Origin of the sequence: Alcanivorax quisquiliarum (genome assembly GCF_023051175.1) — a bacterium.
GTDB classification, from domain to species: Bacteria; Pseudomonadota; Gammaproteobacteria; order Pseudomonadales; family Alcanivoracaceae; genus Isoalcanivorax; species Isoalcanivorax quisquiliarum.
This window is the reverse complement of record NZ_JALKII010000003.1, coordinates 233,689-260,331: the sequence shown is the minus strand read 5'-3', so window position 1 is coordinate 260,331 and position 26,643 is coordinate 233,689. Positions and strand designations below refer to the sequence as shown.

Sequence of the window (26,643 nt, the reverse complement as noted above, 5' to 3'; positions counted from 1 at the left end):
CCGTAGGGCACCCCATGTTTCCCAAATCCATGACCATCGCGGAATTCGATCCTGCTATCCAGGCGGCCATTGAGGGCGAAGTTCGTCGTCAGGAGGCGCATATCGAGCTGATCGCCTCGGAAAACTACGCTTCGCCGCGGATCATCGAGGCGCAGGGTACGGTGCTGACGAACAAGTACGCCGAAGGCTACCCTGGCAAGCGCTATTACGGCGGTTGCGAATTTGTCGACCAGATCGAGCAGCTGGCGATTGACCGCGCCTGCGAGCTGTTTGGCGCAAAGTTTGCCAACGTCCAGCCGCACTCCGGCTCCCAGGCCAACGGTGCGGTGTTCCTGGGCCTGCTGAACCCGGGCGACACCGTGCTGGGCATGAGCCTGGCCCACGGTGGCCACCTGACTCACGGTGCCGCGCCGAACTTCTCCGGCAAAAGCTACAACGCGGTGCAATATGGCATCGACACCGAAACCGGCCTGATCGATTACGACGAAGTGGAGCGCATGGCGCTGGAGCACAAGCCGAAGATGATCATCGCCGGCTTCTCCGCCTACTCCCAGTTGCTGGATTTCCCCCGCTTTCGCGAGATCAGCGACAAGGTGGGCGCCATCCTGATGGTGGACATGGCCCATGTGGCCGGTCTGGTGGCGGCGGGGCTGTACCCGAACCCGATGCCGCACGCCGATGTGGTCACCACCACCACGCACAAGACCCTGCGTGGCCCCCGTGGCGGCCTGGTGCTGACCAACAACGAAGACATTGCCAAGAAAATCAATTCGGCGGTGTTCCCCGGTGGCCAGGGCGGCCCGTTGATGCATGTGATCGCGGGCAAGGCGATCTGCTTCAAGGAGGCACTGGCGCCGGAGTTCAAGACCTATCAGCAGCAGGTCATCAAGAACGCGCAGGCGATGGCCAAGGTGTTCATTGATCGTGGTTTTGATGTGGTATCCGGCGGCACTGAAAACCACCTGTTTCTGGTCAGCCTGATCAAGCAGGACATTACCGGTAAAGATGCCGATGCGGCTCTGGGCCGTGCGCACATCACCGTGAACAAGAACGCCGTACCGAACGATCCGCGCTCGCCGTTTGTGACCTCCGGGCTGCGCCTGGGGACGCCGGCGGTGACCACGCGCGGTTTCACCGAAGCCGATTGCCGCGAGCTGGCGGGCTGGATCTGCGACATCCTCGATAACATGGGCGATGAATCGGTGATCGAGCGGGTGCGCGGGCAGGTCAGCGAGATCTGTGCGCGGCTGCCGGTTTACGAGCAGTAAACCGCTATGCATTGCCCGTTCTGCGCTGCAGACGATACCAAGGTGATCGATTCGCGCCTGGTTGCCGATGGCGGCCAGGTGCGTCGTCGCCGCGAATGCCTGAGCTGCGGAGAACGGTTTACCACCTTTGAAACGGCGGAGCTGGTGATGCCGCGCATCGTCAAATCCGATGGTTCCCGCGAACCTTTCGACGATGCCAAGCTGCGTGCCGGCATGTTGCGGGCGCTGGAAAAGCGGCCTGTCAGCATGGAGGATCTGGAGGCGGCTATTACCCGCATCGGCCACCGCCTGCGGGCCTCCGGCGAGCGTGAGCTGCCGGCGCGTGAAGTGGGCGAGCTGGTGATGGAAGAGCTGCGCCTGCTCGACGATGTCGCCTATGTGCGCTTCGCCTCGGTCTATCGCAGTTTTCAGGATATCTCCGATTTTCGTGCCGAAGTGGATCGCCTTGAGCAGGCGGGCCGCAAGCCGGCAGACCCATGATCCCGGCGGCAGCCTGCCGTCATACTTGCGCATCCGAGCGAGGTGGCCATGGCCGACATTCGTGATCGCGAATACATGAGCCGTGCCCTGCAACTGGCACAACAAGCCCTCTATAGCACTGATCCGAACCCCCGCGTCGGCTGCGTGCTGGTGCGCGATGATGAAGTGGTGGGTGAAGGCTGGCACCAGCGCGCCGGCGAGGCCCATGCCGAGCGCCACGCGCTGGCGCAGGCGGGGGCGCGTGCCAATGGCGCTACCTGTTACGTCACGCTGGAGCCGTGCTCGCACACCGGGCGCACCGGCCCCTGTGCCCAGGCGCTGATCGATGCCGGGGTGGCGCGGGTTGTCGCCGCCATGCAAGATCCCAATCCCCAGGTGGCCGGCCAAGGCCTGGCCCGGCTGCGCGAGGCCGGCATTGAAACCGAAGTGGGCCTGCTGGAAGACGCCGCCAAGGCGCTTAATCCGGGGTTCGTGCGCCGCATGGCGGACGGACTGCCGTTTGTGCGGGTGAAGCTGGCGATGAGCGTGGATGGCCGCACCGCCATGGCATCGGGTGAATCACAGTGGATCACCGGGCCGGAGGCGCGGGAAGACGTACAGCGGCTGCGCGCCCGCTCGTCGGCGGTGGTGACCGGGATCGGCACGGTACTGACGGACGAGCCGGCTCTGACAGTGCGGCCGCACAGCTGGCAATTCTCCGCATACGGGCCCGGCCCGGTGCGGCAGCCGCTGCGCGTGGTGATGGATCGGCAATTGCGCACGCCGGCTGATGCCGCTGTGGTGCGCGGCGAAGGTGATTGCCTGGTGCTCGGCGGCGTCGAGACGGGTGCGCAGGCGCTGCGTGATGCGGGCGCGGAAGTCATGATCGGCCAGTGGACGCCGCGTGCGGTGCTGGCGGAGCTGGCACGGCGTGGCTGCAATGAAGTGCTGGTGGAAGCCGGTGCAGGGCTGGCAGGCGCCTTTCTGGTAGCCGGCTGTGTCGATGAGCTGGTGGTGTACATGGCACCGGTGCTGCTGGGTTCCGAAGCGCGCCCGCTGCTGGTGCTGCCCGGTATCGAGCGCATGGCGCAGCGGCAACATCTCAACCTGCGCGAGATGCGCGCCATCGGCGCTGATCTGCGCTTGAGTTTTACCCTCAAGCCCCGATAACCGGGGGCGGCGCATTGCAGAACACGTCGCAGGACGGATTGCAGGAGATCAGGCATGTTTACCGGCATCATTGAAGCGCTCGGCGAGATTCGCAGCCTGTCGCCCCGTGGCGGTGACGTCACGCTGGACGTGCACACCGGCGCGCTGGATCTTGGCGATGTGCAACTGGGCGACTCGATCGCCGTCAACGGCGTCTGTCTGACAGTCACCGGTTTGCCCGGCCACGGCTTCACTGCCGATGTCTCCAGCGAAACGCTGGGGCTGACCTCGCTGGGCCAGTTGCGTGCCGGCTCGAAAGTGAATCTGGAAAAAGCGCTTACGCCGAGCACGCGTCTGGGCGGCCATCTGGTTTCCGGTCATGTGGACGGTCTTGGCGAGATCATCAGCTTGCAGCCGGATGCCCGCTCCACGCGCATTGATATTCAGGCGCCAGCGGCGCTGGCGCGCTACATTGCGCACAAAGGTTCGATCACGGTGGACGGCATCAGCCTGACCGTGAACAGCGTCAGCGGCGCTGTGTTTTCACTGAACATCATTCCGCACACGCAGCAGGTGACCACCATCGGTGGCTGGGCGCCGGGCACGCGAGTGAATCTGGAAGTTGATATCATTGCCCGTTATCTCGAACGGCTGCTGCTGGGCGAGCGCGCTGCCGAGCCGGGCGCAGGCGAGGGCGTTTCCATGTCGTTTCTCGCCGAACACGGTTTTCTGAAAAGGTGATTGCATGAAGTTGAACACAGTCCAGGAACTGATCGAGGACATCCGCGCCGGCCGTATGGTCATCCTCATGGATGATGAGGATCGCGAGAACGAAGGCGATCTGGTGATGGCGGCAGAGCATTGCACGCCGGAAGCCATCAACTTCATGATCAAATACGCACGCGGGCTGGTGTGCATGCCGATGCACCGCGAGCGCTGCGAGCAGTTGAATCTGCCGTTGATGGTGGAACGCAACAGCTCCGGTTTCGGCACCAAGTTCACGGTGTCGATCGAGGCCGCCGAAGGCGTCACCACCGGCATTTCTGCCGCCGATCGTGCGCGCACCGTGCAAGCCGCCGCCGCACCCGAGGCGCGCCCGGAGGATATCGTGCAGCCGGGCCATATTTTCCCCTTGATGGCCGAGCCGGGTGGCGTGCTCCATCGTGCCGGGCACACGGAAGCCGCCTGCGATCTGCCGGCGCTGGCCGGCTGCGCACCAATCGGCGTGATCTGCGAGATCATCAACGAAGACGGCACCATGGCGCGCCGCCCCGATCTGGAAAAGTTTGCCGAAGAGCACGATATCAAGATCGGCACCATTGCCGATCTGATCGAATACCGGATGCTCAACGAGAAAACCGTCGAGCGGATCAGCGATCATGTGCTGCCCACCTGGTACGGCGATTTCCGCTTGATCACGTTCCGTGACACGGTGGACGATCTGACACATGTGGCGCTGGTGAAAGGCGACATCGAGGACAACACCGTGGTCACCGTGCGGGTGCATCTGGTTGATCCGCTGCGCGATCTGATGAGCGCAAAGATGGATGGCCGTACCGGCTGGAACATGCATCTGGTGCTGGAGGAGCTGTCACGCAGCGAGGCTGGCGTGGCCATTATTCTTGGCCAGGATTATGTTTCCAATCGCGTGCAGACGATGGTGGATGAATATTTTTCCGGCCAGCGCCGCGCACCGCGCGTGGGCGGCCCCGCGTATCGCAACATCGGCACCGGCTCGCAGATTTTGCGGGAGCTGGGTGTGCGCCGGATGCGTCTGTTGAGCTCACCGATGCGCTTCAATGCGCTGTCCGGTTTTGATCTGGAAATCGTCGAATACGTCGAGCCGCCCTCGGTGTAAAACGCGGCTCGCCAACGTAAAACTTTAACAAAAGCCCGGCCCCCTGCCGGGCGCTTCTTCCTTGCTGCGTTACATTGAGAAGCCTTCGCCCGGCCTGTGCCCTTGGTGCAGCGTCGGCGCTGCTGCAGCAAGGGAGTGTCGCACATGATCTACCGGGTGTTGCCGGGCCTGTTGGCCTGCCTCCTGTTCTCCGCTCCGGCGGTGGCGTCGGAACTGGTGCTTGAATCCAGCCGCAATACGGATGCCGGTGCGCTGTTTCAGCGCATTGAAGAGCGTGCCCGTGCGCTGGCGGCGGAGCGTTTCCAGGCGCCTGCCGTAACCGTGCCCGAGGCGCTTGCGACGATTGATTATCAGCAATACCGCGCCATTCGTTTCAAGCCCGAGCAAGCACTGTGGCGCGGCCAGTCGCTGTTTGAAATCCAGTTGTTTCACCCTGGCTTTCTTTATCAGGAACCCGTGCAGATCAATCTGGTGGAAGATAATCGGGCGGTGCAGTTGCCGTTCCGGCGCGAGCTGTTCCGCTACGATGGCCCGGCTGCGCCGCTGGCCGACATAGCTTCCGAAGAGCTTGGCTATGCCGGCTTTCGTGTGCATTACCCGATTAATACTGCCGAGCACAAAGACGAGTTTCTGGTGTTTCAGGGCGCGTCTTATTTCCGGCTGGTCGGGCCCGGGCAGTCGTATGGCATCTCGGCTCGCGGGCTGGCGATTGATACCGCCGAACCGCGTGGCGAGAAGTTTCCCGTATTTCGTGAATTCTGGCTGTTCCGCCCGCAGCCGGAGGAACCAAGGCTGCGTCTGTTCGCGTTGCTCGACAGCCCCTCGGTGGCCGGCGCCTACTGGATCGAAATAGCGCCCGGTGCGCCGACCAGTATGCGCGTGGATGCGCGTTTGTTTGCCCGCAAGGATATCGGGAAGCTTGGCATTGCACCGCTGACGAGCATGTTCCATCACGGTGAAAACAGCACACGTTTTGTGGATGATTTCCGGCCGGAAGTGCACGACTCCGACGGGCTGCAAGTGCTCACTGGCGAGGGGGAATGGATCTGGCGGCCGCTTGGTAATCCCGGTGTGCTGCGCGTCACCTCGATGCAGGACAGCAGCCCGGCAGGCTTCGGGCTGCTGCAGCGGGATCGCCGCTTTGAACACTACCAGGATCTGGAAGCGGCCTATGAGCGGCGGCCGGGCCTTTGGGTGACGCCGGAACACGATTGGGGCAAGGGCCGTGTGGAGCTGGTGGAGATCCCGACCGATTCGGAAGTGAACGACAATATTGTCGCTTACTGGGTGCCGGACGCGCCGCTGAAAGCCGGTGAGAGCCGGCGCTTTGCCTATCAACTGCGCACAGTCGAGAAAACCGTGCCCGATCATGCTCTGGCTGCTGTGCTGCGTACACGCATCGGTTGGGCAGCGGTGCCGGGCGAGCCCGATCCGCCGCCGCGCTCGGTGCGGCAGTTCGTGGTGGATTTTCGTGGCGGCGAGCTGCCCTCGCTGGCCGCGCAGGCACCACTGCGGCCCGTGCTCTCGCACCCGGTCGGCGAGGTACGCGACCTGCATGTGCGGCAATTGCCGGACGGCAACACCTGGCGGGTATCGTTCAAGCTTGATCCGCAGGAGCATGATGTGGTCGATATGCGGCTCCATCTGGCGCTCAAGGACCAGCGCCTGAGTGAAGTCTGGAGCTATCTCTGGGCCGCCGACGCGATGGAGTAACGGCATGGTCGGGACGCGCTCGCTCATAGCCTGGCCGGCTGCCCGCTGGCGGCGGCCGTTGTTCTTCTTGCTGGTGATCGTCTCGACGCTCGCGGGTGCGGGATTGATGTTCGAGATTTTGCGCGCCAACGGCATGACGATGCTGGAATCCATGGTGCTGGCGCTGTTTGTGGTTGTGTTCGGCTGGATTGTGGTCGCTTTCTGGACCGCGGTGCTGGGCTTTTTACTGCAATGGAGCCGCCGTGATCCGTTGACATTGTCGCGCCAGCAGCCGGTGCCCGAAGCGCCGGTCACCGCCCGCACGGCGCTTGTGATTCCTGTCTGCAATGAAGAAACCCGGCGCGTGATGGCCGGGGTTGAAGCGATGGTTGCCGAGCTTGCCGAGCAGGGGTGGCTGGGGCATTTCGACGTGTTCTTGTTGTCGGACAGCTCGCGTGCCGAAGTGGCGGCGGCCGAGCAGGAGGCCTGGCAAGCATTGCAAGCGCGCCAGCCGCGGGCGCGGCTGTTTTACCGCCGGCGAGCACAGAACACCGAACGCAAGGTTGGCAACCTGAAAGATTTCTGCCAGCGCTGGGGCGCGTGCTATGACTTCATGATTGTGCTCGATGCCGACAGCATCATGCGGGTCGATTGCCTGCTTGATCTGGTGCGGCTGATGCAGAGCCAGCCGCAATGCGGCCTGATCCAGACGGTGCCGATTCCGGTGCGCTCGGTCACTTTTTTCGGGCGATTCGTGCAGTTTGCGGCCGCCCTTTACAGCCCCATGCTGGCTGCTGGCTTGAGCTTCTGGCAGATGGATGCGGCCAATTACTGGGGCCACAATGCAATTTTGCGTACCAGAGCGTTTATCGATCACTGCGGCTTGCCGCCGCTGCCCGGCAAGCCGCCCCTGGGGGGCGATATCCTGTCCCATGATTTTGTCGAGGCCGCGCTGCTGCGCAGAGCGGGCTGGCAAGTGCTTTTGCGTGCCGATCTGCAAGGCAGTTATGAAGAAGTCCCCAGTAACCTGATTGATTATGCCAAGCGCGATCGCCGTTGGGTGCAGGGCAACATGCAGCACTTGCGTCTGTTGTTTCGACCCGGGTTCCATATCGTCAGCCGGCTGCATTTTCTGTTTGGTGCGCTGGCATATATCGCGTCGCTACTGTGGCTGCTGATGCTGTTGCTCAGTGCGGTGGATGCCGTATGGCGTGCGCTCGACAGCGAAGAATATTTTGCCAGCGCCTATCAATTGTTTCCCGACTGGCCGATTGTGCGCACCGGCGAAATTATCACCTTGCTGACGATCACCATCGCGCTGCTGTTGTTACCGAAGGTGCTGGGCGTGGTGATCGCCCTGCGTGATCGGCGCCGAGCGTTCGGTGGCGCCAGGCGCCTGTTGAGCGGTGCGGTGGTGGAAATGCTGTTTGCCATCCTGATCGCGCCGCTGATGATGATGTTTCACGCCTGGTTCGTGCTCAGCATTCTGCTGGGCCGCAACGTCAGTTGGGACGCTCAGGTGCGCGCGGGGCGCCTGGTGCCCTGGGCAGAGGCGTGGCGGCGCACCGCAGCAGGGGCCTTGCTGGCCCTGCTGACCGGGGCGCTGACCTGGTGGGTGGCGCCAGTATTTTTCTGGTGGCTGACGCCTGTGCTGGCGGGCCTGCTGCTGGCGGCGCCCGTGGTGCGCTATTCCAGCAGCCCCTGGCTCGGTGCTGTGATGCACAGCGCCGGTGTGTTCATTACGCCTGACGAAGTGGAGCCAGAGGCTGTTCTGCAAGGTGTGGCCGAGCGGCTGGCGAATCAGCCAGCGCTGCCGCAGGCACTGGCACCGCCGCTATTGCCGCCCGAGCAGCCAGTGGCCATGCCCCGGCAGCGGCTATAACAGCACGCAAGGCAGGTATTCCGCTACGGTAAGCGTTACAATAGCGCCGTTTTGCCGCCCGGCTGGCCCGTGGCCGGCTGTCCGTCCGCAAGCAAGGGTTGAACATGAAAGATATCAAGACCATAGAAGGCGTTCTCACTGGCGTAAGCGGCCGCTTCGCAATCGTCGTGGCCCGATTCAACAGCTTTGTCGTCGAGGCACTGCTGGAAGGTGCTGTCGATGCGTTGGTGCGGCACGGCGTCAAACAAGCCGACATCGAGATTATCCGCGTGCCGGGTGCCTGGGAGCTGCCAGTGGCGGTGAAGCGCATTGCCGACAAGAACAGCTACGATGCGATCATTACGCTGGGCGCGGTGATTCGCGGCGGCACGGCGCACTTCGAGTATGTGGCGGGCGAAGCAGCGAAGGGCATTGCGTCGATCCAGAACAGCACCGGCGTGCCGGTGGCGTTCGGTGTGCTGACGGTGGATACCATCGAGCAGGCCATTGAGCGTTCGGGCACCAAGGCGGGCAACAAGGGTGCTGAAGCGGCGCTTTCGGCGCTGGAGATGGTCAGCCTGCTGAAGCAACTTTGATGGCGACTCATACTTCCCCCTCGGCGCGCCGCAAGGCACGCCGGTTTGCTTTGCAGGCACTGTATCAATGGCAGATTGCAGGGCAGCCGTTGTATGAGATCGAAGCGCATTTCCGTGCCGAAAACGACATGAGAAAAGTCGATATCGACTATTTTCACGATCTGTTGCACGGCGTGCCGCCACGGCTGGAAGAGCTGGACGCACTGTTTGCACCGGCCCTGGACCGCAAGGTGCAGGAGCTGTCTCAGATCGAGAAAGTGATCCTGCGCATCGGCACCTTCGAGCTGCTGGCGCGTATTGATGTGCCCTATCGGGTGGTCATCAATGAAGGCATCGAGTTGGCCAAGCTGTTCGGTGCCGAAGATTCCTTCAAGTATGTCAACGGCGTGCTCGACAAGGTGGCGCGCAAGTGCCGCCAGGTGGAATTTGCGGCGCGCTGACCCACGGCGGCACCATGGATGAATTTGCGCTGATCCGGCAGTTCTTTCGTCAGGGCCGCCAAGGCCACCAGGGCGCCAGCGGCGGCCAGGGCGTTGTGCTCGGGCCCGGTGATGATGGCGCGATCCTGACGCCGACGCCGGGCTGCGAGCTGGTGATGAGTCTGGATACGCTCATCAGCGGCCGCCACTTTCCCGAAGATATGCCGGCCGAAGATATCGGCTGGCGCAGCCTTGCCGTCAATCTCTCTGATCTTGCCGCCATGGGCGCCACGCCACGCTGGTGCCTGCTGAGCCTGTCGCTGCCTGTCGCCGATGCCGAGTGGCTGGCGGCGTTCTGCGAAGGTTTTCAGGCGCTCGCTCGGCAAGCGGATATCGCCTTGGTGGGCGGTGACACCGTGCGCGGGCCGCTTACGATTACTGTGCAAGTCACCGGCGAAGTGCCCGCCGGCCGTGCATTGCGCCGTAGCGGCGCCCGGCCCGGCGATCGCCTCTGCATTGCCGGCGTGCCCGGCGAGGCCGCTGCCGGGCTGGCGGCCTGGCAGGCAGGCGCACGCACGGGCGCGCTCACAAGCCGCTTCTGCCGGCCCGCGCCGCAGCTGGCCCTTGGCCAGAAGCTGCGCGGCATCGCCAGCGCCTGCATTGATATCTCCGATGGGCTGGCGGCGGATCTCGGGCACATACTGGAAGAATCAGGCGTTGGCGCTGAACTATCGCTGGCGCAGCTGCCGTGTTCGCCGGCGCTTGCCGAGTGGGCCGCCAGCCAGCCAGAGGACGCGCTGGCGCGTGTGCAGTTGGCCGGTGGTGATGACTACTTGCTGCTGTTTACCCTCATGCCCGGCCTGAACCTGCCGCGTGATGCGGTGCAGATCGGCCGCATCCGTAGTGAGCCGGGGCTACAGGTGCTGGGCGCCGACGGCGAGCTGCTGCCGGCGCTGCCGCTTGGCTGGGATCATTTTCGAACGTGAGCAAGGTGCTTGCGTGCGGGTGTGAGCAGGCGCTCCCGAGCGGCGTAGCCCAGCAGCTTCTTCACTTGTTCGCTGCCCCTTTGCCCGCTGCCCCCTTTGATAGTATCGAGACTGGTGTGTCTCTATATGTTGTTGAGCTGCATGGGAAAGCAGCGTTTGTTTCAAGATGCTTGCCAGCGCCACGCCAGATAACAGAAACGGGGCGACCATGCGGAAGGCCAGGGGCAGGAGGATCAGGGCAAGATATCCTCGGCGCTGGCGATGACGCTTCGGTGGGCTATTCGAGCACCTGTGCAAGCACGGCTACGTCCGGCGAGTTCAGCGCGGGGCGGCGGGCGCCCGCGAGCAGGAGCCGGGCGGAAATTACTCTCAAACAGCTTTCAAGGAATTGGATGTGAGCACAGATACGCGGATGCCATCTGGCCAACCTGGAGGCCCCGACGGCCGTCCCCCGGAGGCCCGGCGCCCGGATGGCCGGCCCCCGGAAGCCCGGCGCCCGGACATGCACAACCCGGTGCATTTTCTGGCGTTCGGTTTCGGCAGTGGGCTGGCGCCGAAGGCGCCGGGCACGTTCGGCACGCTGGCGGCGATCCCGCTCTGGTATCTGCTGGCGCAACTCCCGCTGTGGGGTTATCTGCTTGGCACGCTGGCGGTGATCGCCGTCGGGCCGTGGCTGTGCGGGCGCACCTCGCGAGATATGGGCGTGCACGATCACGGCGGGATTGTGTGGGATGAGTTCGCCGGCTTTCTGATTACCATGATCGCAGTACCGATATCCTGGCTGGGGCTGGTGCTCGGTTTTGTGCTGTTCCGTTTTTTCGATGTGCTCAAGCCGTGGCCCATCGGCTGGCTGGATCGGCGGGTGCACGGCGGCACCGGCATCATGCTGGACGATCTGGTGGCCGGCGTGTACGCCGCGCTGGTGTTGCAGGTTGCGTTGGCCTGGCTGGGCTGAGACGCCACAGCACGACACCGCGCAGCAGCCGCTTTTCTCACGCGTATTCAGCAGCAAGCCGTCAGGCTGTCTGGTGTCAAACCAGCCGCCACATCACGTCGTATTCGGGGAATAATGCCGCTTTAACCAAACGCTCCTGATGGGTTTCCGCCGCGCTCCAGGCTTGCCGCAGAGCGTGGCGATAACGCGAAGCGCTTCCGTCAGCTGACATCACTGGGCGCGCGAGCAATCCATTAACGGCCGGATTTATCGCTTCATGATCAACGATACGCTGATCCGCGACGCAGCGGTGCCTGCGAGAGTAACCTTGCCGATCTCGGCCAGCATCACCAGCTCAATCGGCTTTCGGGCAGGATATGACCGCACACGTTCTTTATACGGCGCGTATCGTCGAAGACACCGTGCGCTCAGCTTTCGAGGCGTGACAAGCCGGGCGGCATGGCGGTGAATCAGTGATGTGCGCCATCGCACCGTGGATAAGCATGCATCAATCGCAGCGCCGTCACCTGGTCGTCCGGTATCTGCCTCAGGGACGGCTCTGTGTCGCACGCGCTTCGATAACGTCTTTGTGGTGGGGGAGCAGATTTGGGGAAACAGAGTCTCTGTGACGACTTTTTGCACAGGCCACTCTTTTGCACAGGTGGCGCTATGCAGGAGCGGTCTCACGTAGAGATGACGCTACGCAGCGCTGACGCGGTTAAGGGCTGGGGTAAGGGTGGCACGGGCGTGATCACACGCCCTGCCATTAGCCACGGGCGGCGCGCACGTCCAGCAGGCGCAGCCGATCACGGATGCTTTGCTCGATGCCGGCAGCATCCAGGCCCAGCTCGGCCAGCAGCGCTTCGCGCTTGCCGTGGTGAATGAAGGTGTCCGGCAGGCCCAGGTGCAGCACCGGCACGGTGATGGCGCTGGCGGCCAGATATTCGCTGACCGCCGAGCCGGCGCCAGCCATCAGTTGATGATCTTCCAGCGTCACCAGCAGGTTGTGCGAAGTGGCCAGCTCACGGATCAATATTTCATCCAGTGGTTTCACCCAGCGCATGTCCACCACCGTGGCGCCGAGCGCGTCAGCAGCCGCCATGGCGGCCGGCAGCAGGGTGCCGAAAGACAGGATGGCCACCTGGCGGCCGTCACGCAGCGTGCGTGCCTTGCCGATCGGCAGCGCGGTGAATTGCTCCACCATGGGCACGCCGGGGCCAGTGCCGCGCGGGTAGCGTACGGCAGACGGGCCGGGATGTTGCCAGGCGGTGTACAGCAGCTGCCGGCACTCGTTTTCGTCGGCGGGGGCAGCAATGATCATGTTCGGTACGCAGCGCAGATAGCCGATATCGAATACGCCGCCATGGGTGGCGCCGTCCTCACCGACGATGCCGGCTCGATCAATGCCAAGTGTGACATCCAGATCCTGTAGCGCTACATCATGGATCAGCTGATCGTAGGCGCGTTGCAGAAAGGTGGAGTAGATGGCCACCACCGGTTTTTGCCCTTCGCAAGCAAGCCCGGCTGCGAGCGTCAGCGCATGCTGTTCGCAGATTGCCACATCGTGGAAGCGCTCGGGGAATTGCTGGCTGTATTCGAGCATGCCGGAGCCTTCGCACATGGCTGGCGTGATCGCCACCAGCCGATCGTCCCGGGCGGCGGCATCGCACAGAAAGCGGCCGAACACGTCCTGGTATTTTATCTGCGGGCCTGGCTTGGGTATCGCTTGCTGAAGGCGTTTTTTGGGCTCGATCTTGTTGATCGCGTGGTAGCCGATCGGGTCAGCTTCGGCAGGTGCGAAGCCTTTGCCCTTGGTGGTGTAGATATGCAGCAACTGCGGGCCTTTCAGATCGCGCAGGTTGGTCAGTGTGGTCAGTAGTTCGTCCAGATCGTGGCCATCCATCGGGCCGATATAATTGAAGCCGATGGATTCGAACAGCGCATCGGGGCTGACCATGTTCTTCATGCTTTCTTCGGTGCGGCGCAGGAAATCCCAGGCGGCCGGCATGGCGGAGAGCACGCGCTTGCCGCCCTCACGCAAGGCGATATAGGTTTTCGAGGCCCAGATGCGTGCGAAGTAATTGGCCAGCCCGCCAACATTGTGCGAAATCGACATGTTGTTGTCGTTGAGGATCACCAGCAGGTTCGATTTGGTGTGTGCGGCATGGTTGAGTGCTTCGAATGCCTGCCCCGCCGTCATGGCGCCATCGCCGATCACGGCGACTGTGCGGCGCTGTTTGCCCGCCATTTCTGCACCCAGCGCCATGCCCAGCGCGGCGCTGATGGAGGTGGATGAATGGCCGACCCCAAAAGTATCGAACTCCGATTCGCTGCGCTTGGGAAAGCCTGACAACCCGCCCTGCTGGCGAATTGTCGGCAATGCTTCGCGACGTCCGGTGAGAATCTTGTGCGGATAGGTCTGATGGCCCACGTCCCAGACCAGCCGGTCTTCGGGTGTGTCGAACAGGTAATGCAGTGCGACCGTCAGCTCCACTACGCCCAGGCCAGCGCCGAAATGGCCACCGGATTGCCCCACTGCGTACAGCAGATAGGCGCGCAGCTCATCCACTACCTGCGCCAACTGCTCGCGGGGCAGGGCGCGCAGTTGTTCCGGCCGATCGATGCCGTCCAGAAGGGGAGTGGCTGGCCGGCTCAGCGGTATTTCGTCAAACGTCTTCGCCATGCGGCCCTCGATGGGTTCATGTCAGGGCGGCATTATACCGCCCGTTACGGATCGGGTCAGTGTGTGCGGGCGACGATGTAGCTTGCGAGGTCTTTCAGCAGGCTTACGTCGCGCTCCGCTGCGACATCATCAAGCAGGCGGTGGGCCTGCTCGACGAGCTGTGCGGCGCGCTCACGGCTGGCGGCCAGGCCGATCAGGCCGGGGAAGGTGCTTTTGCCGTGGCGCTCATCCGAGCCACTGGGTTTGCCAAGCTGCTCGGTGGCGGCGGTTACATCGAGAATGTCATCTTGAACCTGGAATGCCAGCCCGATGACATCGCCGTATTGCCGTAGTGTATCGCACAATGCCGCCGATGCATTGGCAGCGATGGCACCCATGACCAGAGAGGCGGTAATCAGGCGCCCGGTCTTCAGATAATGGATTTCTTCCAGCGCGGGCAGCGTCAGCGCCTGGCCCTGCGCCTGCATGTCCTGCATCTGCCCGGCCGCCATGCCGGCGGCGCCCGCGGCATGAGCCAGGGTGCGAATCATGGCCAGTCGTTGGCCATCGCTGTAGTCACCGTGCTGCGTCAGCAGCTCGAAGGCACGGGTTTGCAGGGTGTCGCCCGCGAGGATGGCGGTGGCTTCATCGTAAGCGATGTGGCAGGTGGCGCGGCCACGGCGCAGCTCGTCATTATCCATCGCCGGCAGATCATCGTGCACCAGCGAATAGGCGTGAATCAGCTCCACCGCCGCAGCCGGGGCGTCGGCCAGTGCCAGCTCGCCGCCGCAGAGCTGGCAGGCGGCATAGCTGAGCATCGGGCGGATGCGTTTGCCGCCACCCAGTGCTGCGTAACGCATTGCGTCGAGCAGGCGCGGAGCGACCCCCAGCTCATCATCCAGCGCCAGGTGCAGGCGCGTTTCCACTCGTGCGCGGGCATCCTGAATGAACAGTGCCAGGCGGCTGAATTCAGTTGTCGTCGGCATCGTCGCCTTCACGGAAAGGTTGTGGTTCGGCGTCCACGTGTTGCTCCAGCAGGATGCGCACTTTCTGCTCTGCCTGTTGCAAGGCTTGCTGGCATTCGCGGGTCAGGCGAATGCCATCTTCAAAGGCTTTGAGGGAATCCTCCAGCGACAGATCGCCGGATTCCATCCGTTCCACCAGGCTTTCCAGCGTAGCCAGAGCTTCCTCCAGGCGGGGCGATTTCGGTTTGGCTGCCATAGTGCGGCTGATCCTCAAGGCGGTTGCGGTGCGGGGCATTGTGCCACGTGCGGGGGTGTCAGGGCAGGGCGAACACTAAAAAAGCAGGTGGCGCTCGTCAATGCTTCTGCCCGATCCGAAGTAAGTGGGTGCTGGCTAACTGGTGGAGCATTCCAAAACGGCCTAAGCGGGCTATTTCCCCTTCGGGCGGTGGCGGCTATATTGGTGGGCCTCGTCGGCCGTGCGGGCACTGTAAACGCCCGAGATCTCCTAAACCCCGGTACTTTCAGGCCCGCACTCTCCGGCGAGGGCCTTGCCTTTTTGCAGCCTGACCGTTTGCAGCCTGCTCACGACATGCACTGCTGGCTGCCTTGCCGAGGGCGTCTTATCATCCCCGCCCATGAAACTTGTGCTCGCTCCCATGGAGGGCCTGGCCGACTACTGGTTGCGTCAGGTGCTCACCGATATCGGCGGTTACGACTGGTGCGTGACGGAATTCGTGCGTGTCAGCGGCCGCTTGTTGCCGCCGAAAGTGTTCTATCGCTGGTGCCCGGAGCTGCGAGAAGGGGCGCGTACCCGCGCCGGCACGCCGGTGCACCTGCAACTGCTCGGTTCCGATCCGCAATGTGTGGCAGAGAATGCCGCGCTGGGGGTCGAGCTGGGCGCTCCGGCGATTGATCTGAATTTCGGCTGCCCGGCGAAGACGGTCAATCGGCACCGTGGCGGTGCGGTATTGCTGGATGAGCCGGAGCTGGTATATGCGGTGGTGGCGGCGGTGCGGGACGCGGTGCCTGCTACGGTGCCGGTATCGGCCAAGATGCGGCTGGGCAACGATGATGATCTGCGTGCCCTGGATAACGCCCGCGCGGTGGATGCGGCCGGGGCCAGCTGGCTGACGGTGCATGGGCGCACACGGGCACAGGGTTACCGGCCGCCTGCGTATTGGGATCGCATTCGCGAGGTGCGCGAAGCGGTGTCGATTCCCGTCATCGCCAATGGCGAGGTCTGGACGGCTGAGGATGCTCGCCGGTGTGCCGCCGAGAGTGGCTGCGGTGCGCTGATGCTTGGGCGTGGCGCGGTCAGCGATCCGTTTCTGGCGCGTGCGATCCGTCATGGTGAGCAGCACGGCTGGGAAGATATCGCGCCGTGGTTGCTGGATTATACCGGGCGCTTGCTGGGCACCGGCACTCCGGTGCAGGAGGCGGGCCGCATCAAGCAATGGCTCAATTATCTGCGCCGCGATTTTCCGCCGGCGGCACAGCTGCTGGATCAGGTGCGGCGCGAGCGGGATGCAGCGCGCATCCGGGAAATTGTGCAGGCGCGAGTGTAGCTTGTGCCTCGGGCCGGCGCCGGCAGGTACGCGGGTGCTGGCGCAGGCGGCGGGAAGCTGGCAGCATTTCCCCCTTCGCCAGCCCGCCGAGGTATACCCGTAATGAGCACTGCCGCAATCGCTGCGCGCCCGAGCAACTCTCCCCGGCGCGTGCTGTTCGCCAGCTTGGTGGGCACCACCATCGAGTTCTACGATTTTTATATCTATGCCACTGCGGCGGTGCTGGTATTCCCGCAGCTGTTTTTCCCCGGTAGTGATCCCACCACGGCGATGTTGCAGTCGCTGGCCACCTTTGCCATTGCATTCTTCGCCCGGCCTTTCGGTTCGGCGTTGTTCGGGCATTACGGTGATCGCATCGGGCGCAAGGCCACGCTGGTAGCGGCGCTGCTGACCATGGGTGTATCCACCGTGGTGATTGGTTTGCTGCCGACTTACGCGCAGATCGGCGTGCTGGCGCCGTTGTTGCTGGCGCTGTGCCGCTTCGGGCAGGGGCTGGGCCTGGGCGGTGAGTGGGGCGGCGCGGTGTTGCTCGCTACCGAGAATGCGCCGCCAGGCAAACGTGCCTGGTATGGCATGTTCCCGCAACTGGGTGCGCCGCTGGGGTTTCTGCTTTCCGGGCTATCATTTCTGGCGCTGGGCGAAATGCTGGATGAAGAGCAGTTCTTCAGCTGGGGTTGGCGTGTGCCGTTTCTTGCCAGTGCTCTGCTGGTGATCATCGGGCTTTATGTGCGCTTGCAGATAGAAGAAACGCCGGTGTTTCGCGAAACGCTGGATCGGCAGGAGCGGGTGCGCCTGCCTATGGCCGAGGTGTTTCGCCGGCATCCGCGCGCGCTGGTGCTGGGCACCGCGATGGCGTTGGCGACTTTCGTGCTGTTTTACCTGACGACTGTGTTCAGTCTCACATGGGGCACGACGGCATTGGGCTATGCACGGGATGATTTTCTGATTCTCCAATTGTTTGCGGTGTTGTTTTTTGCTTTCACGGTGCCGGTGGCTGCCCTGCTGGCAGATCGTTTCGGACGGCGGCGCACTTTGCTGTGGGTGACACTTGGCATTGGCTTGTTCGGCCTGTTATTTCAGCCGTTGTTCGGTAGCGGCGGGTTGCCGGGCGTGCTGGCATTTCTGGTGATGGGTCTGGCCCTGATGGGCATGACTTACGGCCCGCTGGGGACGGTGCTCTCCGAGCTTTTTCCACCGGAGGTACGCTATACCGGCGCGTCGCTGACATTCAATATGGCCGGTATTTTCGGGGCGTCGCTGGCACCCTATATCGCCACTTGGCTGGCGACGCGGTACGGCCTTGCTGCGGTCGGTTTTTATCTGGCTGGTGCTGCGTTGATAACATTGGCCGCATTATGGCTGACAAGTGAAACACGCGATCAGCAATGGTTACAGCAGCCGCGTAAGGGTGACTGATCCAGGCGGCGAATGATGGCGGCGCGGCACACGCTAATCGGAGCGTGATGCGCTGGCGGGTGCACTCTGCGCTTGTACTTCATGTTTCTCCATGGCGGATGGGTTTGCCAGTGACGCCACCAACCGGGTGCTGCCCGGTTGAGAGTGAATTGTCAGCTGCCCGCCCAGACGTTCGATGCGTGTGCGCATGCTGCGCAAGCCGATACCGCTGCCTTGGCTGACGATATCTACATCAAAGCCGACGCCGTTGTCCTGCACGCATAAAGTAGTGCCGGCCTGGCTTGCCCCTACCGTGATTTCAAAATGATTGCCGCAACTGTGTTTGAGTGCATTGGTGAGGGCTTCCTCCAGAAAGCGCGTCAGCGCTAGTAACTGCACAGGAGAATGCTGGCACGGCCATGCGCCGGGCATACGCCACTGCGAGGTCATGCCAAGTTCTTCGAACAGCCGCACGAAGCGATGGCGCAATGGCGCCAGCCACTCGGCAGGTGTGTTATGGGCGGCCACGGATGATGAGCTGTTGTCGATGATCTGGCGCAGGTCGCTACGCAGTTCTTTCAGCATGGAAAGAAAGTGCCGGTTGCCCAGCGGTGTGCTGGTTTGCTCTACCAGCGCGATGGAGCGCATCAATGAGCTGCCCAGGCTGTCGTGAAGATCATGGGAGAGCCGGAGCCGTTCGGTCAGGCGAATATTGCTCGCCTCCAGCTGGTGTTTGTGTTGCAGCGTGCGGGTCAGCTCTTGCCGTGTTTCTTCGATGGCGGCTTGCAGCTGCGTATTGAAGGTTTCGATGCGGCGCCGGTTGTTGGCAACCCGGTTGGCGATAATCAGGAACATGAAAATCATCGATACTGGCGCTGTGATAGGTGAATACAGCAGGCTGCCACCAATGGCGCCAATAACAAGCAATAGATCGTGTAAGGCGATGACCACAAAGAACAGCAGACACAGCGCCAGCAGCACATTGTGACGCTCCCGGTTGCGCCAGGCGTGAAACTGGAACTGGATACAGTTGGCGATGAAGACCAACGAGTAACCCGGAATGGTGGCGACGAGCACGGCGGTGAGCTGCGTGTCGGGCACCCACCAGAGGCCTATCACCAGAGCGAGGGTGATGCCGCCCAGTGCGCGTCGCAAGCGCGGGAAGTGTTGGCCGCCGAAATGCCAGGTGAACAGACAGAAAGCAGCGCAGTGAACGATGAATGCCACCGTTACGGCGCGGTTCCAGTCGGCACTGTTGGAAAATGGCCAAGGAGTGGTGGCCAGCATACTGGCGGCAAACAGCGCCCAAGCCAGCGAGGCGAGCGCGTACCAGGCGTAGGCGCGCTCGCTGCGCTGCACCGCCCACAGTGCCAGAAACAGGCAGCCCAGCACCAGCGAGATGCTCATGTTGAGTGTGAACAGCCCGCGCTTTTGCCAGCGTTGTGCGGTATGTGCTGGCCAGAGTACGGACGGCGAGCCGACTTCCACCTGGCCGAGCCCGAGCAGATCATGGCGCATACCCGTAATGCGAAACCACAAAGTGTTGTCCTGGCCGGTCAGGGCAGCGGTGGGCAACACCCAGTAGCGAGGCATGTTCCAGCTACGAGAGAAGGGTTCTTCCAGGCTGGCGTCTTGCCACAGCAGGGTGTCGTTGAGGTAAATGGTGCCGGCCATGGTCATGTGCGAAACGCGCACCGCCACGGCTTTGTCGCCGTTGCATTCGTCATGCCATCGGACTTGATACCAGACTGCGCCGTGCGTCTTTGGCCAACGGGTATGCCAGGTATCCGGCAAGGTGACTGGCACCCAGCCCTGTGCAGGCGGATGGTCGGGCTGGCCCAGCTCTTGTGCGGCACTCACCGAGGTAATGAGTTGCCGGCACGGTGTGGCGGTGGCGGCAGCCGACGCGGCCAGCAAGCCGGCAAGCAGCAGGGTCAGGGCAGCAAGCCGCGCTGCCGCGCTTCGTTGATGGCGCGGGTACGGGATGACACCGCCAGTTTCCGGTAAATATTTTTTATATGACATTCTGCTGTGTGACGTGAAATGAACAGCTGCGCGGCGATCTCGCGGTTGGTCAGCCCTTCGGCGACCAGGTGCAGGATCTCCGTTTCGCGAGCGCTGAGTTTCACGCCTTCCCCCTCCGATTCCCGAGCGCGTTCTGGGCGTGCTATCGGGAGTAGCTCCAGAATACGCCGTGCGACGAAAGGATCAATAGGCGCGCCTCCCCGGAGGACGCTGCGGATCGAGAGAGAAATTTCCAGGTCGTCACGGTCTTTCAGGACATACCCGGTGGCCCCGGCGCGCAGCGCAGCAACGATGTGCTCTTCCGTGCTCCACGCCGAGATCACCAGAATGCATAAATTGGCGTCACGGCTGCGCAGCAGATCAATCAGCTCGAAGCCAGTGCCGTCGGGCAGGCCGAGATCAACCAGCGCCATGGAAACCGGCCGTTCGTGGATGTGTTTGCGTGCGGCGGCCACGGTCGTCGCTATTTCTATGGCGCTGCCGTCGTAACCGAGATCCTGAAGTATGCGAAATAGTCGCTGCTGCATGAGCGGTTCGTCTTCCACGACCAGCACCGGAGCGGGCCGCGGAAAATCAGAGTTGAAGAGTGATGCGCTGGTCATGCTTGCCCCCGTTCAGGCGCCCCGACAGGCGAGAAAATCTCGCGACTGCCGGTCATGGCAGCCTGGCAGTTTCCCACGAACAGGGCACCGGGCCTATCACCAGAAGCTGGTATTCGAGGGCGAAACGGGTAATCGGTGTGGAGGGACGCTCCACGGGCTACGGCGGCATGGCCGCCGGCCCGGTGGAACGGAATGTCAGGCCGGCGAGCGTCTCAGCCATCGATTGTTTCGGCTTCCAGCGCGTAGACGCCGTTTTCGTCGTGCTGTTCCTTGCCATGCAGGGGCGGGTTGAACGCGCAGGCCAGCTGCATATCACTTTTGGCACGCAGCAGGTGGTTGTCGTTCTTGTTGAGGATATACACGGTGCCTGGCTTGATCGGGTAGATCTTGCCATCGTCGATGGTTTCGACTTCACCTTCGCCCGAAATGCAATACACCGTCTCAAAATGGTTTTGATACCAGATGTGCGTTTCCGTGCCGGCAAAGATGGTGGTGATGTGGAAGGAAAAACCCATGCCATCGTCTTTCAGCGACAGGCGCACGGATTCCCAGTTGCCGTTCTCTGCGCGCACGGCGCGGCCACTGTTACGGGCTTCTTCAAGCGTACGAACAATCATTCTAGCTCCTCAAAAACAGGGGTGGGTGCCGTCTTGGCGGCAGTCAGGGAAAGCCCGCCCCCGGTATCGGGTGCGGGCGTCATAGGTGCCTCTCCCGGGGAGGTAGCCAGCCGGCTACAGGAGAGGCAGATCAACGGTCATGCCACGGCGCCGACGTTGCTGCTGGCACCTGGCTTGCCAGCTTGCGCACGGGCTTGCATGACGGTGTCGACACTGTCGCTGACGATGCGCAAGCCTTTGCGGAGATCTTCTTCACTGATGGTCAGCGGGCAAAGGGTTTTCACCACGTGCGAATCAGCACCGGAGGTCTCAATGATCAGCTTGCGGCGGAAGGCCTCACTGGTAATCTCGTTCGCCAGTTCGCCGTTGGTGCAGACCAGGCCTTGCATCATGCCGCGGCCGGTGGTGGTGAACCACTGATCGCCATATTTTTGCGCGATGGCGCCAAAATATTCGCTGATGATATGGCCTTTTTTCTTTACCTCATTGGCGAAAGTATTGTCGCGCCAGAAATGATCCAGGGCGGCAGCGGCGGTAACGAACGCAGGGTTGTGGCCACGGAAAGTCCCGTTGTGCTCGCCCGGCTTCCACTGATCCAGCTCTGGCTTCATCAACACCACCGAGAAGGGCAGGCCGTAACCGCTGAGGGATTTGGAAAGTGTAATGATGTCGGGCTTGATGCCGGCGTCCTCAAAGCTGAAAAAGCTGCCGGTGCGACCACAACCCGCCTGGATGTCATCCACGATCAATAACATGTCGTGCTTCTTGCACAGCTTCTCGAGATTGCGCAGCCACTGGAGGCTGGCCGCGTTGATACCGCCTTCGCCTTGTACGGTTTCCACGATCACTGCGGCAGGTTTGTCGACACCGCTGGAGGAATCGGACAATTGCTTGTCGATATACTCGGTGGTGTCGACGCCTTCACCCATATAACCGTCATATGGCATTACCGTGGCGCCGTTGAGCTCTACGCCCGCGGCATCGCGGTGATGGCTGTTACCGGTAACGGCCAGTGAGCCGAGCGATACGCCGTGAAAGCCGTTGGTAAAGGTGACGATATTCGAGCGGCCTTTGATATTACGGGCGATCTTCAATGCCGCTTCCACGGCGTTGGTGCCGGTCGGGCCGGTGAACTGCACAATGTATTGCATGTCGCGCGGCTTGAAGATCACTTCTTCAAGCTGATTGAGAAAATTGCGCTTGGCGCAGGTGTGCATGTCCAGGCCGTGGACGATGTAATCCTCGCCCAGATAAGCCAGCAGCTTTTCTTTCAGTACCGGATGGTTGTGGCCGTAGTTGAGCGTGCCGGCGCCGGCCAGAAAATCCAGATAGGCCTGGCCTTCTTCATCAAACAGATAGGCGCCCTTGGCCTTGCTGAACAGGACAGGAAAGCTGCGGGCATAACTTTGTACTTCGGATTCGATACGATCAAAAATTTGTGTGTCCATGGTTCGCACCTCCCAATGCGTTGGTAAAAAGCAAGTGGCTGTTCGGTAGAAACAACTCACTTTTGCTGGCGGCGGTAGCCGCCTCGCCACCCGGTTTTCCCTGAAGGAACGCCAGCCAGGGCCGGTCAGGGAAAGCCCGGTGAACAAAAAACGGGGGTTGATCTCTGGCTACGCGTTCGTCCGGTTGAAAGGCCCGATACGCAGCAAGTGCTCATCCTTGTGCTCGCCTGAAAAATGCAGGCGACTGTCGAACAGGATGAACTCCTCGGTCGGCATGCGCCGTGCATAGGCAAAGCTGCGGAACATCGCCCAGGATGCCTCGTTATCGGGCGTGATCGTGGTTTCGATGAATTGCACCTGATTGCATTCGCTGCGCTCAAGGATCTCGGCAAGCATCCGCTTTGCCAGCCCTTGGCCACGTGCTTTTTCGTGCACGGCGACCTGCCATACAAATAGCGTGTTGGGCTGCTTGGGCGGAATATAGCCGGAGATGAAACCCACCAGTTCGCCATCCATTTCGGCAGCGACACAGGTGTCGGCGAAGTGGGTGCACTGCAGCAGGTTGCAGTAGGTGGAGTTTTCATCCAGAGGTTTGCAGGCGCGCACCAGTTTGTGCAAGCGGGCGCCATCCTGGCTTTCCGGTTTGCGCAGTGTGATCTGCGCGGTGTTGTTCGCAACGGGAGCCTTTTGGGGTCGAGTATCCGTTGGTTCTGCAAGCATAGTGATTACTTTCTTGTGGCTTCGGGATAAGGGGGAGCGGGCGCAGCCGCTTCAGACTGCCGGGCGCGACGCTCGCTGAGTTCGACGGTCGGCTGGGCGCGATCCATGGCGCCAAGATCCAGTACCGGCGATGCATCAATGTCGCCCGCATTCATCATGGCGGCGACACGTTGCAGGGAGCTGACAATCAATGATTGTTCCCAGTCATCCAGCTCGGCGAAGCGGTCGATGAATTCTTCCTGTAGCGGCGTGGGTGCTTTTTCCAGCAGCGCCATGCCGTCGGCGGTGAGGCGGGCATAGACTCGTCGCTTGTCGGTGGAGCCCCGCAAACGCACGATCAGCTCGCGCTTCTCAAGTCGATCCAGAATGGTGGTGATGGTCGCCTGACTCAGCGACACTTCATCGGCAATTTGGCCCATCGCCATTTCGCCGCGCTGGGCGATGGACTGCATCACCAGCAACTGTGGTGCTGTCAGCCCGGCGACCTTGCTCAGGTGGCGAGAGTACATATCCGTCGCGCGGATGATGCGGCGCAATGAAATCAACACTTCGTGATGCCTCGCCATATTGACTGATACTCTCGACAGTGGCTGAGGATGATGGCTCTTCATATCGAGTCTCCTCCTCGGTCTAAGCTTGTAACCAATTGATATATATGGTTTGCAAGCTGTTTTATTGGGGGCATACGTTAGTCTTCGAAATGTTAGATGTCAAAGCAATATCTGTAAAAGTGGCTGATAACTGGGGTGGTGACTGGCGTCAAAGCCCCATCTGGTGCGGCTGTCCGGCGAGTCACAGGAAATTGAAAAAAATGCGCAGGCAGAGCAAAAGCGTCGGCGGATAGCCCAGCGCTATTGGCGAGATTGGTTGAAATGCGGCGGCGCCCCCCAAAATACCTCGTGCAGCAGGCAGGAGGTGCCAGCACGGGCATCGGCCGGCGCGTAGCGCGGGGGTGGGATGCGGAAGCCCCCACGGAAAGTCGGTCAATTACCCGCTTCTTTTCTGCTAGACTTCCCCGCCCCGAGAGTTGCGGTGGGTTCCCCAACCGGCCGCCATCCACGGCCAAGCCCGTGCCAGACGGAGATCCAGATGAAACGCGAAGACGCAGCGCCCCCAGAGATGCCGGACGTAGCCAGTATGGCCGATAGCCATAAAGGGCCGAAGCTGGATTGGGTGGGCATGAGCGAAATCCACTTGCCGGCGAGAGTCAGCGACAGTGTGCATGGCGAACGCCCGATCAGCGCCTCGATCCAGGCGTATGTCAATCTGGAAGACACCAAGGCGCGCGGCATTCACATGTCACGGCTATATCTGATGCTGGAGGAAACCTTCGGCGATCATTCGGTCAGCGCTGCGTCGATCCGTCAGTTGCTGGCAAACTTCCTGCAAACCCACCAGGGCTTGAGCAGCCAGGCGTTTGTGGAACTGCGCTTTGAATATTCCGTACGCCGCCCGGCGCTCAAGAGCCAGTATGCCGGCTGGAAGAGCTATCCGGTGCGCCTGGCGGGTACGCTCCACGGCGATGACATGCGCATCGAGCTGTCAGTGGAAGTGCCCTATTCATCCACCTGCCCTTGCTCCGCTGCTTTGGCGCGGCAACTGATTCAGAATGCATTCCGCGACAAGTTCGGCGATGTGGGCACTATCAATGCCGAAGAAGCCGCAGAATGGCTGGGCACCGAGCAGGGCATCGTCGCCACGCCGCACAGCCAGCGCTCCATCGCTCAGGTGCGGGTGTTGCTCGATGGCGCAGAAGAAGATCGTGCCTTCCCGATCACGGCCCTGATCGACCTGATCGAGGGCGCCCTGAAAACGCCGGTGCAGACTGCCGTGAAGCGTGAAGACGAACAGGAGTTTGCGCGCCTCAATGGGCAAAACCTGATGTTCTGTGAAGATGCTGCCCGGCGCCTGCAAGTGGCGCTGGACAAAGATCCGCAATATCAGGATTTCTGGTTGCGGGTGAATCATCTGGAAAGCCTGCATGCCCACAATGCCGTGGCCATCGTGACCAAAAACGTGGCCGGCGGTTACCTGCCGATCCCCTGATACAACTGCGCCTCCCCGCCCCGAACTCCGGCAACATGGGTAAGGGGCCTGGAGGCCGGCCGGGCCAGTGAGGTGCGTATCCTGACGCGGCAACTGAGCCGCCGTCGGCCCGCTGCCAGCAGAGGCCAGGACGCGCCTTGAGCGCTTGCTGGGGCAGTGGAGAGGGCTGGCGAAAGGGTGCAACGAGAGGCTTTATTCAGAAGAGGCTGCTCTATTGAGAGGCTATTGAAACAGGCCACCGTGAGAGGCTGTTGCGAGAGGCCATCAGACACGGCGAAACTCATGAGGTGGTGCTAGGGCGCGGTGTCGTTTCCCGCCCGGTGGGCTTAACAGGTTTCCAGCAGTGCGAGCAGATCAGCCGGCAACGGGTGAGAACGATGGCTGCCCGCAGCGGCGCATACCCAGATCACCTCGCCCCGGCTCAGGCAGGTTTCTTCCCCCCGTCGAAAAATGCCCAACGCCCAGGTGAGGCTGCTGGTGCCGATGCGTGCTGCACGGACACCGATCTCCAGCTCGTCATCGAAACGAATGGGCGCCAGATATTCCACGGTCGATTTCACCAGATGAAAATCCAGCCCTTGCTGTGCCACCAGACCGTGGTAATCGTAGCCGGCATCGCGCAGGAACTCGGTGAGCGCAACGTCGAAATAGGTCAGGTAGTGGGCGTTGAAGACCACGCTCTGCGCGTCTACTTCCGAGTAGCGAACGCGCAGAGGGTGGAAGAATCGGAAATCCTGCCGCTGCATCAGAATCGGCCGCCTACCCCGAGGGTGAGGTTGGTGACTTCACTGCTGCTGCTATCGGTGGCACGCAGATATTCGAGAAACACGTAGATATTGCGATCCAGTTCCACGTCCACACCAAAGCCGAGTGAAATATCGCTGTAGCTGCGGCCGCGGCTGCGAGTGGTTTTTTCCGTGGTTTCTACACGCGTTATGCCGACCAGCCCGTAGGGCCGCACCGGAACGGTGTTGGGGAATTGTGCCCGCAGGTAGCCGCCGTAGTAGCGATCAATTTCGACTTTGCCACGTGTGCCGTTCTGGTTGGTGAAGCTGTCGTCATCCAGGCCCAGCGCGATGCGGCCTTCTGCGCCGAACGTCTGTTGTGGATTGAACCAACCGCCAAAAGTGAATTGCAGGGCGGTGACATCGGCATCTCGCCGTGCTCGCTTTGGCTCAAGGTCGCTCAGGACGTAACCCAATGACACGTAGCCGGACTGGGCTTGGGTGGCGGGCGCGATGGCCAGCGCGGAAAACGCCAGGCTGGCGACGGCGAGGGAACGCAGGGCTGCTTTCATGATGGCTCCTGAGGTGATTTGAAAACGCGAAGCATTGTAGCGGATTCGACATGGCGGTGCGCGCCGGCGGCCACCGACA

At 61.9% G+C, this 26,643-nt stretch carries 25 protein-coding genes; 14 read left to right on the top strand and 11 right to left on the bottom strand.

Going from position 1 to position 26,643, the window contains the following annotated elements; translation table 11 throughout:
• Nucleotides 1-14: 14 nt before the first annotated feature.
• The 11 genes from glyA to MU846_RS07025 all read left to right on the top strand — a co-directional run bounded on the left by glyA (nucleotide 15) and on the right by MU846_RS07025 (nucleotide 11,243).
• Nucleotides 15-1,268 (top strand): serine hydroxymethyltransferase, encoded by a 1,254-nt coding sequence (glyA, locus tag MU846_RS07075; RefSeq protein WP_246950986.1) that lies wholly within the window; start codon nucleotides 15-17, stop codon nucleotides 1,266-1,268.
• Nucleotides 1,269-1,274: 6 nt separating this feature from the next.
• Nucleotides 1,275-1,748 (top strand): transcriptional regulator NrdR, encoded by a 474-nt coding sequence (gene nrdR, locus MU846_RS07070; RefSeq protein ID WP_246950984.1) that lies wholly within the window; start codon nucleotides 1,275-1,277, stop codon nucleotides 1,746-1,748.
• A 48-nt stretch (nucleotides 1,749-1,796) separates the two neighbouring features.
• Nucleotides 1,797-2,897, top strand: a complete 1,101-nt coding sequence (gene ribD, locus MU846_RS07065) for a bifunctional diaminohydroxyphosphoribosylaminopyrimidine deaminase/5-amino-6-(5-phosphoribosylamino)uracil reductase RibD (RefSeq protein ID WP_246950982.1) — start codon at nucleotides 1,797-1,799, stop codon at nucleotides 2,895-2,897.
• A gap of 54 nt (nucleotides 2,898-2,951) precedes the next feature.
• Entirely contained in the window at nucleotides 2,952-3,617 is a 666-nt protein-coding gene (locus MU846_RS07060; protein WP_246950980.1) for a riboflavin synthase, read from the top strand.
• Nucleotides 3,618-3,621: 4 nt separating this feature from the next.
• Nucleotides 3,622-4,734, top strand: coding sequence for a bifunctional 3,4-dihydroxy-2-butanone-4-phosphate synthase/GTP cyclohydrolase II (gene ribBA, locus MU846_RS07055; protein WP_246950978.1), 1,113 nt, complete (start codon nucleotides 3,622-3,624; stop codon nucleotides 4,732-4,734).
• Nucleotides 4,735-4,878: 144 nt separating this feature from the next.
• On the top strand, nucleotides 4,879-6,447 hold the full coding sequence (locus MU846_RS07050) for an OpgD/OpgG family glucan biosynthesis protein (protein WP_246950976.1): 1,569 nt from the start codon (nucleotides 4,879-4,881) through the stop codon (nucleotides 6,445-6,447).
• Nucleotides 6,448-6,451: 4 nt separating this feature from the next.
• Complete coding sequence (gene mdoH / locus MU846_RS07045; RefSeq protein ID WP_246950974.1) at nucleotides 6,452-8,308, top strand: glucans biosynthesis glucosyltransferase MdoH; 1,857 nt, start codon at nucleotides 6,452-6,454, stop codon at nucleotides 8,306-8,308.
• Nucleotides 8,309-8,412: 104 nt separating this feature from the next.
• Nucleotides 8,413-8,883 (top strand): 6,7-dimethyl-8-ribityllumazine synthase, encoded by a 471-nt coding sequence (gene ribH / locus MU846_RS07040; protein ID WP_246950972.1) that lies wholly within the window; start codon nucleotides 8,413-8,415, stop codon nucleotides 8,881-8,883.
• Nucleotides 8,883-9,323, top strand: coding sequence for a transcription antitermination factor NusB (nusB, locus tag MU846_RS07035; protein ID WP_246950970.1), 441 nt, complete (start codon nucleotides 8,883-8,885; stop codon nucleotides 9,321-9,323). The genes ribH and nusB overlap by 1 nt, the downstream gene beginning before the upstream one ends.
• 14 nt (nucleotides 9,324-9,337) lie before the next feature.
• Nucleotides 9,338-10,288 carry a thiamine-phosphate kinase gene (gene thiL, locus MU846_RS07030; RefSeq protein WP_246950968.1) on the top strand — a complete coding sequence of 317 codons (951 nt, stop codon included), beginning with the start codon at nucleotides 9,338-9,340 and terminating at the stop codon, nucleotides 10,286-10,288.
• Nucleotides 10,289-10,790: 502 nt separating this feature from the next.
• Nucleotides 10,791-11,243, top strand: coding sequence for a phosphatidylglycerophosphatase A family protein (locus MU846_RS07025; RefSeq protein ID WP_246951174.1), 453 nt, complete (start codon nucleotides 10,791-10,793; stop codon nucleotides 11,241-11,243).
• 745 nt (nucleotides 11,244-11,988) lie between these two features.
• Here MU846_RS07025 and dxs read toward each other — a convergent pair.
• From dxs to MU846_RS07010, 3 genes are read right to left on the bottom strand one after another with little or no spacing between them, the layout of a single operon-like run.
• Entirely contained in the window at nucleotides 11,989-13,905 is a 1,917-nt protein-coding gene (gene dxs, locus MU846_RS07020) for a 1-deoxy-D-xylulose-5-phosphate synthase (RefSeq protein WP_246950966.1), read from the bottom strand.
• 56 nt (nucleotides 13,906-13,961) lie between these two features.
• Entirely contained in the window at nucleotides 13,962-14,870 is a 909-nt protein-coding gene (locus tag MU846_RS07015; protein ID WP_246950950.1) for a polyprenyl synthetase family protein, read from the bottom strand.
• Nucleotides 14,854-15,105 carry an exodeoxyribonuclease VII small subunit gene (locus MU846_RS07010; protein WP_246950948.1) on the bottom strand — a complete coding sequence of 84 codons (252 nt, stop codon included), beginning with the start codon at nucleotides 15,103-15,105 and terminating at the stop codon, nucleotides 14,854-14,856. Before MU846_RS07010 ends, MU846_RS07015 begins: the two co-directional genes overlap by 17 nt.
• A 379-nt stretch (nucleotides 15,106-15,484) precedes the next feature.
• Between MU846_RS07010 and MU846_RS07005 the strand changes: the two genes are divergently transcribed.
• Together MU846_RS07005 and MU846_RS07000 are read left to right on the top strand one after the other, a co-directional pair.
• Nucleotides 15,485-16,414: a tRNA dihydrouridine synthase gene (locus MU846_RS07005; RefSeq protein ID WP_246950946.1), complete on the top strand. Its 930-nt coding sequence runs from the start codon at nucleotides 15,485-15,487 to the stop codon at nucleotides 16,412-16,414.
• Nucleotides 16,415-16,516: 102 nt separating this feature from the next.
• A complete protein-coding gene (locus MU846_RS07000; RefSeq protein WP_246950944.1) occupies nucleotides 16,517-17,830 on the top strand; it encodes an MFS transporter in 1,314 nt (437 codons plus the stop codon).
• Between the two features lie 33 nt (nucleotides 17,831-17,863).
• Here the strand turns inward: MU846_RS07000 and MU846_RS06995 are convergent, their stop codons facing one another.
• The 6 genes from MU846_RS06995 to MU846_RS06970 form a co-directional block, all read right to left on the bottom strand.
• Nucleotides 17,864-19,834, bottom strand: coding sequence for a sensor histidine kinase (locus MU846_RS06995; protein ID WP_246950942.1), 1,971 nt, complete (start codon nucleotides 19,832-19,834; stop codon nucleotides 17,864-17,866).
• Entirely contained in the window at nucleotides 19,744-20,436 is a 693-nt protein-coding gene (locus MU846_RS06990) for a response regulator transcription factor (RefSeq protein ID WP_246950940.1), read from the bottom strand. The genes MU846_RS06995 and MU846_RS06990 overlap by 91 nt, the downstream gene beginning before the upstream one ends.
• A 212-nt stretch (nucleotides 20,437-20,648) precedes the next feature.
• Complete coding sequence (locus MU846_RS06985) at nucleotides 20,649-21,053, bottom strand: ectoine synthase (protein ID WP_246950937.1); 405 nt, start codon at nucleotides 21,051-21,053, stop codon at nucleotides 20,649-20,651.
• 137 nt (nucleotides 21,054-21,190) lie between these two features.
• Nucleotides 21,191-22,501, bottom strand: coding sequence for a diaminobutyrate--2-oxoglutarate transaminase (ectB, locus tag MU846_RS06980; RefSeq protein WP_246950935.1), 1,311 nt, complete (start codon nucleotides 22,499-22,501; stop codon nucleotides 21,191-21,193).
• A 168-nt stretch (nucleotides 22,502-22,669) separates the two neighbouring features.
• The gene (gene ectA, locus MU846_RS06975) at nucleotides 22,670-23,221 is read right to left on the bottom strand and encodes a diaminobutyrate acetyltransferase (protein WP_246950933.1); all 552 of its coding nucleotides are present in this window, start codon (nucleotides 23,219-23,221) and stop codon (nucleotides 22,670-22,672) included.
• Between the two features lie 5 nt (nucleotides 23,222-23,226).
• Nucleotides 23,227-23,787 carry a MarR family winged helix-turn-helix transcriptional regulator gene (locus tag MU846_RS06970; protein WP_246950913.1) on the bottom strand — a complete coding sequence of 187 codons (561 nt, stop codon included), beginning with the start codon at nucleotides 23,785-23,787 and terminating at the stop codon, nucleotides 23,227-23,229.
• A 523-nt stretch (nucleotides 23,788-24,310) separates the two neighbouring features.
• Between MU846_RS06970 and folE2 the strand changes: the two genes are divergently transcribed.
• On the top strand, nucleotides 24,311-25,267 hold the full coding sequence (gene folE2 / locus MU846_RS06965; protein WP_246950911.1) for a GTP cyclohydrolase FolE2: 957 nt from the start codon (nucleotides 24,311-24,313) through the stop codon (nucleotides 25,265-25,267).
• Nucleotides 25,268-25,593: 326 nt separating this feature from the next.
• Here the strand turns inward: folE2 and MU846_RS06960 are convergent, their stop codons facing one another.
• Both MU846_RS06960 and MU846_RS06955 read right to left on the bottom strand, forming a co-directional pair.
• On the bottom strand, nucleotides 25,594-26,013 hold the full coding sequence (locus MU846_RS06960) for an acyl-CoA thioesterase (protein WP_246950909.1): 420 nt from the start codon (nucleotides 26,011-26,013) through the stop codon (nucleotides 25,594-25,596).
• Nucleotides 26,013-26,564 (bottom strand): outer membrane beta-barrel protein, encoded by a 552-nt coding sequence (locus MU846_RS06955; protein ID WP_246950907.1) that lies wholly within the window; start codon nucleotides 26,562-26,564, stop codon nucleotides 26,013-26,015. Before MU846_RS06955 ends, MU846_RS06960 begins: the two co-directional genes overlap by 1 nt.
• Nucleotides 26,565-26,643: the final 79 nt, after the last annotated feature.